Source organism: Amycolatopsis sp. NPDC051071 (assembly GCF_040682875.1).
GTDB lineage: Bacteria > Actinomycetota > Actinomycetes > Mycobacteriales > Pseudonocardiaceae > Amycolatopsis.
In genome coordinates this window covers 1-9551 of the sequence record NZ_JBFBBY010000234.1, presented here as the reverse complement: position 1 = coordinate 9551, position 9551 = coordinate 1, and the positions used below count along the sequence as shown (strand labels likewise).

Here is a 9551-nt window from a genome sequence, read left to right as displayed (position 1 = left end):
CAGCACAACCGGCACCGACCACAACCGGCGGGCCGCGCGATCCACCGGAACGGCCTGTCCGGCTTGCGTGAGCAGGTAGCCGTTGGCGTTGGCGGCAAGCTCGATGTTCTGCCAATCAACCGGGTGCAGCAACCACCCGGAACCGTTGAGAGACAGAACTTCCAGCTTCGTCACTGCCTGCCGGGTAGTGGTCAGCAGGTCGGTTGCCCATAGCTGACTCTGGGTGCCGGAGGTGAAGTTCAGACCGGTCGGTCGATCGCCGGTACCGTCCCCGTTGACGATCTCGTTCTCCAGAGCCTCTTCCAGACCCAGGCGAAGCTCGGTGTCCACAAAGGCCGACAACATCGGCGCGTCCGCGAGATCTTGTCGAGCAACAGGTTCTGTCAAATGCGCGATGACAGCCGACCTTCCCTCCCGACGCTCCATTGTGTACCGGCTGGAGGGCTTCTTGGCTCCCCGCGGAACGACCTTTGCGTTGTTCTCACGGAGTGTTTGCCGCATGTACGCCCAGACTCCGACAGTGTCCTTTTCGGCCGGGATCAGCTGCCGGAGCGCGAGCACGGGTTCGGACTCGCGGACGGGCTGTGTGGCGAGCGGCACGGACACCATCACGGTGCCGGACGGTGTCAGGGATTTGAACCGTCCAAAATGGTCGCTGTGCTGCCGGGTGATATCGGTGCCCCAGGTACTTCCGCCCAGGGACTTCAATCGGGAGTTTCCCAGGGAGGCTCCGCCGGTGCCCGCTGGTCCGCCCGTCGCGTCGGCGAACTCCTTGATCCAGTTCGAGACTTGGCGATCGTTCGCCTTCTGCTCGTCGTTCCTCGCTTCGGCGAGCAGCGGAGAGAGACGCTTGGCCTCCACCATGCGTTCCTCGACAAGTTCGCGTTCCTCTGCGGTGAAGTCCCGGTTCTCGTTCTCTGCCTTGGTCGCGATGTCCTTCGCGACGTTCAGATTTTCGCGCATCTGCGCACGTAGGCGCTCAACCTTTGTAGACAATGGATAGTCCTCGTGATTAGGTGTGGTCACTGATCGGCGGACTTCGCGGGGCGCGTGCGTGGCGCGGAACTACTGCGCGGACACAGTCGCATGGCGTGCTGGCCGATTCGGCGGGTGTCCAGCTGACCGTGGCGCACCACGGCGGACCGTCCACTCTCGACAAGGTCACCTTACCCGACGCGACCGATGTAGCGCGAGATCTCGAACCCCGCGCACCACTCGGTGACTTCGGCCAGACCGTCGCGGAGCGGCACCAGCCGAACCGCCCTGTCCGGATACGCCCACCAGTTCGCGCCGTCGGTGGTCATCACCTGAAAGACACCATCGTTGTCCAGGCAAGCCACCGTGGGCCGTCCAATCTCGACGGTCGGGGGAAGATGTCGGGACAAGGCCACCAGTCCGTCCTCGGCCGTCTCAGGGCTGCAATTCAGGGTCTTCACGCGCGTGTCTCCGTGTCATCGTCCAGCAGTTCCCGCAACCTGATTTCCAGCCGGTCGCGCTCGGCTTCGAGCAGCGGCAGGCGATCCGCGAACGGTGGCCAGTTCAGCCGGATATCGCGGTGCTCGTCCTCCAGCGCCTCCAATGCCCGCTGGATGCGCCGTAGCTCGTACTCGGCGGCCCGTCGGCACCCCGGCGAGCAGTACACGGGCTTACGGCCCGGCCCTGCGCGGTCGGCGAGCGTCCGGCCACATTTGCGGCACTTCATCATTTCTCCACCTTTCACAGTCTGGTTTTCCGGGACGCCACGCGCGGCACCACCAGCACGGTCTCGCCGTCGCCGGGCTCCCATGATTTCGGCGCCCTACCCCCATCGGCGAGTCCCAGTCCCGTCCATTCCCACCCCTAAAGGGGTGTGGGAATTGGGAATGGACTCCCGCTACTCGTGGGAATCCGTGGGACTCGTGGGAATCTCTGTTTGCCTATTGTGGACAGACAGGGTGTAGATCGTGCTCCGTCCCTCCTTGCGTTCAACGACTAAACCCTTGCTGACCAGCTCGTTTACCGCGCGGTAGTAGGTGGTCTTGGGTAGGTCGCTGGCCTCGCGGAGTTCGGTCTTGGTTGCGCCGCGAGTCCCAAACGAGTCCCGAAGTACCGTCAACAGCGAGTGTTCAGATGATCTTGTGAGGGCGGCGATTCCCACGGCACTTTGGGACAGAATCAGGCTCCCCCCGACAGGTTCGGCAGCGAGCACGAGCGGCGGCTGTTCGGGCGCGTCCTTCTGTTTGGTGTTGCTGATCTCCACCACGTTCCCGTCACGGGTGATACGCAGGATGGTGTCCGCCCCACCTTCCAGTGCCGTCGACCCGCGCATGTTCTCGCCCGCGCGGGGCTCGTGGTGCACCACGAGAACGCACGCGCCACAGGCGCGGCGTAGCTGGTCGAGCGCGTCAACGAAGCGCGCCATGTCTTTTGTGCTGTTCTCGTCTGCGCCGAGTGTGACCTTCGATTGGGTGTCGATGATGACCAGCACGGGCCGCAGGTCGGCGAGTAGCCGGGTGAACGCGGCCACGTCGAGGGACTGGAGCATCTGCACAGGTACCGGCAGGAACATGGCATTGTCCACTGTGGTGCCGTGCGCGAGTTCCCACGCGTCGACCCGTGTGGACAGTCCCGCCGCGCCTTCGGCGATCAGGTAGAGCACCGTGCCCTGCTTGACCGGGTGACCGTGCCATTCGGTGCCGGTATCGACACAGCAGGCGATATCAACCGCCGTGAAGGACTTCAACGTGCCCGGCTTCCCGTGCAACCAAGCGAGGGTATTCCTGTACAGATAGCCGTCGACCAGCGGTTCGGGCGGCTGGATATCCCGGAGTTGTTGCGCGGTCAGCAGTTGCGCCCGAAGTTGCGCGCATCGCGCGTCCACTGCTGAATTGCCGTCATCCTCCGGCGGCTCATCCGGGAACGGGGTTCCCTCGTAGGCGTCCTCGTGGGGCGCCGATTGTCCGTTCTGAAGTAGCGCGCGGCCTTGCGGGCTGAGTTCGGGCATCGTCACGCGGCCACCGCCCGGTTGGTCTCGTGGCGTGGGCAGAATACGTCGTGTCCCGGCGCGGGCCAGGGCACGGAAAGCACCATCCGGCAGTCACGCGCGCCGCAGCGCCGGGGGGTGACCGGCTCAGCGCGGCGGCGGGCGAGTTCCGCGTGACTGGGAGCGGCGGCCACCGCAGACCAGTCGATGGCCGCGCTGATCGCGGAGGAGATCTCCCGGAACCGCCGGAGTTCCCGCCAGGCTTCGCCTTCCTGGCGCAGAGTCACCACGTCGGGTTGCCAGTATCGGCGCCAACACGCGGCATCGTGGGCGAGTCGTTCGTACTCGGCGCGGCTCAACGCCACGGGGTCGTGTCCCGCACTGTCTTGTGTGGACAGTGGTTTCTGTTCTGACCTCACTCGTTCTCACCGTGCAGGTGGGACGGTTCGAGCGCGGCCCGGATCTGCTCCGGGGTGGGTGGCGGCAACAGTCGCCGTAGGTGGTCTATCTGCTTCCGGGTGGGCCGATGCGCGGCTTGAACCACCTGGGCCATTTCGTCGGCGGCCCGCACGCGCACGACGTCCAGGGCTTCACGGAATTCTTCTTCGGTGTAATCGACCGTCACGGGGTTGGCGCTCCTTGCGCAGCAAGAGCATCACCCCCTACTCAGGGGTGTTGACTGCGGCGCTAAAACGGAGGGCGGGCTCCCGCGACGACTGACTACGCGGCCCCGGCGGTGCCGGTATGGCGCGTCAAGCGGTCTAGGGCAGGATAGCGTTGAACTGCCCGATCCGCCCAATCAGCTCCCTTTTAGGCAGGGTCTCTGCGGCATCGAGGAGCTTGCGTACCCGACTCCAGCGCATCTCTTCCCGCCGGGGGTCGCCCCGTTTCCGGCAGGTGGGGCATACCCCGATGAGCTTGACGAGGCGGCCCTCGGTGTCGGTCTCCACCTGCAATCCAGGTCCCTGCCAATCTTCATGGCCTGCCGGAACCTTGGGCACGGCCCGGACCTGGCGGACGACCGACCCCAACGTGTGCTCGGTGATGCCATCGCACACGAAGATCACCTTCACGACATCGTGCCCGCTCATGCGGCCTGGTCACCTTCCTCCGTCGTGGCGAACCGGGCGCGCTTCTCCGCCGCGCACCGCTGGCGCGGAACCGGGCTCCGCTTGACCCGCAGTTCGCCGATCATCTCAGGCGACAACAGCACCCGCAGGGCTTCCCGCTTGGTGGAGATCTCCGCCTTGTCCCAATTGGACTCGATCAGCGCTCGCAGGTCGCCCGCCGCGTGGACGTCACCGGCCCGCAGCGACTCGAACAACGGACGCAGCGGGTTAGGCATGGTGAGGGCCTTTTCGCGGGTCTCAGCAACACTCAGCCGTTCCCGGATACCTTCCTCAGCGGCGGTCGCCACGAACGGCGACACCTGCCCGGCCTTCACACCCCGTTCCAGCTCATCCAGATCAGCGGCTGCCTTCCGCTTCTCGTCCAGCACCCGCGCCAACTCCCCACCGGCCGCCGGGGGCGCGGTCAGCTCCTCCACCACACCCGGAGCCGACAAGTAGTCGAACACGACTCCGGTCACGTAGGCGTCCAGGTCCAGCACGGGCACCGCGACACAGCTATGTGGCCCGCACGAGTACATCGTGGTGCCGTTGCGCGGTTTCGCCGACATCGGCCCGCCGCACACGTCACAGCGGGCGATGGTCGAGAGCAGACGGACGTTCTTCGCTCCCGGGCGCGGCGTTTTCCTTGTGCGCGCGGCGAAAATCGCCTGCACGTCGTAGAAATCAGCGGGCGACACCAACCCGTCCCACTGCCCCGTGATCTCCGGGCTGATCGAACGCAAACCCGCGTACACGGGCCGTAGCAGCATCTCGCGTAGCCACGCCTGCCCCATCACCTTCCCCCGATGCGACCGGATACCCCGGGCCTCGTAGTCGAGGGCGATACTGCGCACCGAGTGGCCAGCCAGCACCCGGCGGAAGAGTTCCCGCACGATCGGGGCTTCGTCCGGGTGCGGGATCTGAACCGACTTCGGCACGAGCTTGCCGCGCTTCTCCACCTGCTCGTATTCCCGGCGGTAACCGAACGGAATCGCGCCGTGCAAGCAACCCTCTTTCCGCTCGCGTGCCCGAGTACGCGTGATCCGCTTCGACGTCTTGTAGCTCTCCAGCATGGCGTCATTCGCGGCGCCGATCAGCTTGTGCCGATCGTGCCCGTTCGCCGGGTCGTAGGTGTGTTCCTCGGAGGTGACGTGAATCCGCATCCCCCGCCGGGCGCACAGGTCGATCATCTCCACCCACCCGGTCACCTCCCGCGACAACCGCGACGACTCCCAGATGATCAGGATCTGCGCGCCGAATCGGTCGGCCCGCAGGTCGGCCACCATCTGTGCGAAGTCGCCCCGTGCCTTCTGCGCGTACTCGCTGGCGCTGCCCGTGTCGCGGTACGGATCACCAAGAGACCACCCCAGGTCAGCGGCGGCCTCCTGGTTCTCCTCGTGCTGCTCCTCCTGAGAGCGTTCCTCACCGGACTTGTCCCGACTTACCCGCAGGTACTCCCGGGCGAGAATGACGCCGGTCCGGTCGGCCGTCCAATCGGTGTAAACAGGCTGGTCAAGGGCGGTGGGCAAGGTCATCGTCATGCCCTATAACCTACGTCGCCAATCGGTCCTAACGACCCAAAACACTCACGACAACCGGACAGGATCCGCCGCCCTCAATTGCGGAGGAAGTCGAGGTTCCGGTATTCGTCGACCACCCCGGTGAGTTCGGCGATGCGGGCCTGACCGGCGTCGATGAGCCGCTGCCCGGCGCCCGTCCACTGTTCGAGGTCGGGGGACATCGGCGGGATCTCGGCCAGGATCTCCGCGCTCTCGGCGAGGCTGAGGCCGACGCGCTGGGCGGCGACCGCGAGCCGGATCCGGCAGATGGCGTCGATCGTGAACCGGCGGGCGTTGCCCTTGGTGCGCTCGGCGGTGATGACGCGGTAGCGCTCGTAGTACCGGACGGCGTTGGCGGAGACACCGGCTCGGCTCGCGACCTCGCTGATGGTCAGCCGTCCGTCGGCCTGAGGCCGAGCCGGGGTCCCCGTCGTCATGCCGCACTCCGTACCTTGGTGGGTTCCGCTACCGGGGCGGCCGGAGCGGGCCGGGTCCTCAACCTGACCACCAGAGCGATCACCATGACCGCGAGGACGCCGGCGAGGGTCACACGATACGCGGACACGACGTCCGAGGTGAGCGTCGCGCTCGCCGCGGGATCACTCAGTGCCGCGAGGCCCCGGCCTCCGGTGGCCGTCGCGATCAGTCCGGTGAACACCGCGCTCACCGCCGCGGTGCCGACCGCACTCGCGATGGTGCTGGCCAGCGGGAGGATCGCGGAACCGGACGCGAGGTCCGGGCCCTGCAGGTTCCGGCCGGCGCTCACGATGGTGGGCATCATGATCGCCCCGGTCCCCGCTCCCTGGAGCAGCCCCAAGATCACCAGCACCGGGTACGGCGTGTCCGGCGCGATGACGAGCGCGGTCAGTCCGGTGGAGATGATCGCGAGACTCAGCCCGGTTCCGACGACGATCCGCGGACCGAAACGTTCGAGGACGCGGGCGGTGATCTGGATGCTGATACCCATCCCGATCGCGCCGGGCACCATCATCAACGCGCTGGTCAGGGCCGAGTCGCCGCGGATGACCTGGATGTAGGCGGGCATCAGCAGCATCGAGCCGAAGTACGGCGCGGCGAACAGGACGAGGACCGCGGCGTTGCGGCCGAACGTCCGGTCACGCAGGAGACGGATGTTCAGCAGCGGCGCGTGATGCCGCCACGACCGGCGGGCGAACGCGGTCATGAGTGCCAGTCCCGCGAGCACGATCGCCGCACGGACCGGTGCTCCGGCCGAATCGTCGCTGAAGCCGTAGGCCACCGCGACGACGCCGGGGACGAGCAGCAGGCCACCGACGAGGTCCATCGGGGTGCGTTCGGCGGACGGGGTTCCGGCGGGCACCCAGCGAAGGACTCCCACGACGGCGAGCAGAGCGGGCGGAACGGTGATGAAGAACAGCGCCCGCCACGACAGGCTGTCCAGCAGGACACCGCCGAGCACCGGGCCGAGGATCGGGCCGACGAGCAAGGGAAGTCCGGTGATCGCGGTCATCCGGCCCCGGCGCTCCGGTGCCACCGTGCCGAAGCCGATGGTCATGCCCAAGGGGTTGATGAGCCCGCCGGCGAGGCCCTGTACCGCTCGCGCGGCGATCAGCCACCCCAGGTCTCCGGCGAGTCCGGCGGCCGCGGACGACACCGCGAACACCACCAGCGCGGCCAGGTACACCCGGCGCGCTCCCCACCGTTGCGCGAAGGTCGCCGCCAGCGGCATCGCCGCGACCATGCCGAGTGCGTAGGCGGTCACGATCCACTGGATCGTGGTGAGCGACGCGTTGAAGGTCGTCATGAACTGTGGCAGTGCGACGGCGACGATCGTCGTGTCGAGAACGGCCATCAACCCGCCGAGCGCGATCACCGACGCGATGCGCAGTTCCTGTCCGGTCAGCCGGTTCATGCCGCACTCGCCTGTTCCGCGACGCGGCCGGTGCGCAGGGTGCGAGCCCACCAGCCCAGCTCGGTCAGCGTCGCTGCCAGTGCGGCGCGCTCGCCTTCGGTGCCTTCGTACCCGTTCGGGCCGAGACGGGTCCACGGAGCGTTCAGCAGCACCGCGTCGCGGATCGTGGTGGCCCTCAGTTCGGGGAAAATCAGCCGCAACTGCTCGATCGCGCGGATGCCGCCCGATCCGGCGCCGTAGCCGACGAACGCGACCGGTTTGTACGCCCATTCCCGGAAGTGCCAGTCGATCGCGTTCTTCAGCGCGGCCGGGAAACTGTGGTTGTACTCCGGGGTGACGACCAGGTAGGCGTCGGCCGCGTGGAGCCTGTCGCTGATCACTGTTTCGGTGCCGCCGGGCCGCGTTCCCTGCAAGGGGAGATCGACGTCGGCGAGGTCGATCGGGTCGACCTCCAGTCCGTCGATCGCGGCGAGTTCGGCCAGCAGCCAGCCCGTGATGGCGTCGGCGAACCGCTCGTGCCGGACGCTGCCGATGATCACGGCGAGCCGGAGAGGGGACTGTGCGATGGTTTCTGTGCTCATGACGACGACGCTAAAAGTTCGTCCATAGGCGAACTCAAGGCTCTGCGGGCCTGCTCACGATCGCTGGACCTCGACTTTGGTAGAGGGTGTACACGGCTTGACATGTAGGTAAATGCCTACGTATGTTGCCGGTATGAACATCGACCGGATCCAGTTCCTCACCGTGCCCGTCGCCGATCAGGCCAAGGCGCGGGACTTCTACGTCGGCAAGCTCGGCTTCGACCTTCTCGTCGAGGTCAGCGGGCCGCACGGCCCGTTCGTCATGGTCGGCCCCAAGGGGGCGGAGTCCGGGATCGTCCTCGCCGACCGGCCCGTCGGCGACCTCGACCACGACGCGCGGGTGCACTTCCAATTGAGCACCGCCGACGTCGATGCCGACATCGCCGAGCTTCGCGCTCAGGGCGTCGAGGTAGGGGACGCCGAGGAGATGCCTTGGGGCCGCGTGACGTCCCTGAAGGACCTCGACGGCAACGGGATCGGGCTACTCCAGCCGTCGGGCTACGGCAACTGGCCGCGCTGATGCCGGTCAACGACGATGTCTTCGCCGCGCTCGGGAACCCGGCCAGGCGGGAGGTGCTGGGCATCCTCCTCGAAGGCCCGCGGGCGGCGGGGGAGATCGCCGAACGCTTCGACATGCGGCGCCCGAGCCTGTCCGAACACCTCCGGGTGTTACGCGAGGCGGGGCTCGTCCGCGAGGAGCGACAGGGCAGGAACCGGGTTTACTCCCTGGAAGCCGCGCCGCTGCAAGAGGTTTCGGACTGGCTTTCGCCCTACGAGCACTTCTGGCGCGGCAAACTCGCCAACCTGCGCGACCTGCTCGACGAGGAGGACTTGTGAGCGGCGACGATCCGACGTCCATCCACGTCGACCAGTTCCTCGCGCACCCACCACGCAAGGTGTGGCGCGCCTTGACCGAACCGGATCTGCTGGAACGCTGGCTGCGGATGCCGAACGACATCAAACCCGTGGTGGGGCACCGATTCGAACTGCTCGCGGAGCCGGTACCCGCCGCGGGATTCGACGGTGGCCCGGTCGCCTGCGAGGTGCTGGCCGCCGAGCCGGAGCGGCTGCTCAGCATCAGCTGGGGTCCGGAATGGACGGTCACCTGGCGCCTCGAACCGGAGGGACACGGCACGCGGCTGTTCCTCAGCCACGAAGGCTTCGATCCCGACGACGAGTTCCAGCGGATGTCGCGGAAGATCATGGGCGGTGGCTGGCGCAGCGGCGTCCCGAAGGCACTGGCGCGGGTGCTGGCCGAGATGCCGGACTCGTGAGTGTTTTGGGTCGTTCTAACGACCCAAAACATTCACGAGACCCGACCCGCTCGGTACCGGCGCCCTTGTGCTTGCCTGAGGTACAGGAAGGCCCCCTTCCTTGCGCCTAGGTACAGGAAGGGGGCCTTCCTGTACTTGGGTCGCGCGTGAAGGACTAGCGTTCCACGGTGTCGGT

General features: G+C 66.9%; 14 protein-coding genes. 3 read left to right on the top strand and 11 right to left on the bottom strand.

Translation table 11 applies throughout. The features are described from left to right. The 11 genes from AB0M65_RS38245 to AB0M65_RS38195 form a co-directional block, all read right to left on the bottom strand. Positions 1-963: phage major capsid protein (locus AB0M65_RS38245; RefSeq protein ID WP_364039593.1), on the bottom strand; the 963-nt coding region annotated here is incomplete at its 3' end. 203 nt (positions 964-1166) lie between these two features. Beyond that, complete coding sequence (locus tag AB0M65_RS38240; protein ID WP_364039590.1) at positions 1167-1304, bottom strand: hypothetical protein; 138 nt, start codon at positions 1302-1304, stop codon at positions 1167-1169. A gap of 128 nt (positions 1305-1432) precedes the next feature. Continuing rightward, entirely contained in the window at positions 1433-1705 is a 273-nt protein-coding gene (locus AB0M65_RS38235) for a hypothetical protein (RefSeq protein WP_364039587.1), read from the bottom strand. 168 nt (positions 1706-1873) lie between these two features. Next, entirely contained in the window at positions 1874-2983 is a 1110-nt protein-coding gene (locus tag AB0M65_RS38230; RefSeq protein ID WP_364039596.1) for an AAA family ATPase, read from the bottom strand. Between the two features lie 2 nt (positions 2984-2985). Beyond that, complete coding sequence (locus AB0M65_RS38225; protein WP_364039584.1) at positions 2986-3381, bottom strand: hypothetical protein; 396 nt, start codon at positions 3379-3381, stop codon at positions 2986-2988. Continuing rightward, entirely contained in the window at positions 3378-3587 is a 210-nt protein-coding gene (locus AB0M65_RS38220) for a hypothetical protein (RefSeq protein WP_364039581.1), read from the bottom strand. Before AB0M65_RS38220 ends, AB0M65_RS38225 begins: the two co-directional genes overlap by 4 nt. Before the next feature lie 136 nt (positions 3588-3723). Further along, entirely contained in the window at positions 3724-4053 is a 330-nt protein-coding gene (locus AB0M65_RS38215) for a hypothetical protein (RefSeq protein WP_364039578.1), read from the bottom strand. Further along, positions 4050-5612 (bottom strand): recombinase family protein, encoded by a 1563-nt coding sequence (locus AB0M65_RS38210; RefSeq protein WP_364039575.1) that lies wholly within the window; start codon positions 5610-5612, stop codon positions 4050-4052. The genes AB0M65_RS38215 and AB0M65_RS38210 overlap by 4 nt, the downstream gene beginning before the upstream one ends. Before the next feature lie 74 nt (positions 5613-5686). Next, entirely contained in the window at positions 5687-6067 is a 381-nt protein-coding gene (locus tag AB0M65_RS38205; protein WP_364039572.1) for a MerR family transcriptional regulator, read from the bottom strand. Beyond that, positions 6064-7521: a DHA2 family efflux MFS transporter permease subunit gene (locus AB0M65_RS38200; protein ID WP_364039569.1), complete on the bottom strand. Its 1458-nt coding sequence runs from the start codon at positions 7519-7521 to the stop codon at positions 6064-6066. Before AB0M65_RS38200 ends, AB0M65_RS38205 begins: the two co-directional genes overlap by 4 nt. Beyond that, positions 7518-8102, bottom strand: coding sequence for an NAD(P)H-dependent oxidoreductase (locus AB0M65_RS38195; RefSeq protein WP_364039566.1), 585 nt, complete (start codon positions 8100-8102; stop codon positions 7518-7520). The genes AB0M65_RS38200 and AB0M65_RS38195 overlap by 4 nt, the downstream gene beginning before the upstream one ends. 133 nt (positions 8103-8235) lie before the next feature. On the opposite strand from AB0M65_RS38195, the gene AB0M65_RS38190 reads away from it, so the two are divergent. Genes AB0M65_RS38190 through AB0M65_RS38180 form a run of 3 tightly spaced genes read left to right on the top strand, consistent with a single transcriptional unit; the run spans position 8236 to position 9376 of the window. Next, positions 8236-8622, top strand: a complete 387-nt coding sequence (locus tag AB0M65_RS38190) for a VOC family protein (RefSeq protein ID WP_364039563.1) — start codon at positions 8236-8238, stop codon at positions 8620-8622. Beyond that, positions 8622-8939, top strand: a complete 318-nt coding sequence (locus tag AB0M65_RS38185; protein WP_364039560.1) for a metalloregulator ArsR/SmtB family transcription factor — start codon at positions 8622-8624, stop codon at positions 8937-8939. Before AB0M65_RS38190 ends, AB0M65_RS38185 begins: the two co-directional genes overlap by 1 nt. Beyond that, positions 8936-9376: an SRPBCC domain-containing protein gene (locus AB0M65_RS38180; protein ID WP_364039557.1), complete on the top strand. Its 441-nt coding sequence runs from the start codon at positions 8936-8938 to the stop codon at positions 9374-9376. The genes AB0M65_RS38185 and AB0M65_RS38180 overlap by 4 nt, the downstream gene beginning before the upstream one ends. Positions 9377-9551 lie beyond the last annotated feature (175 nt).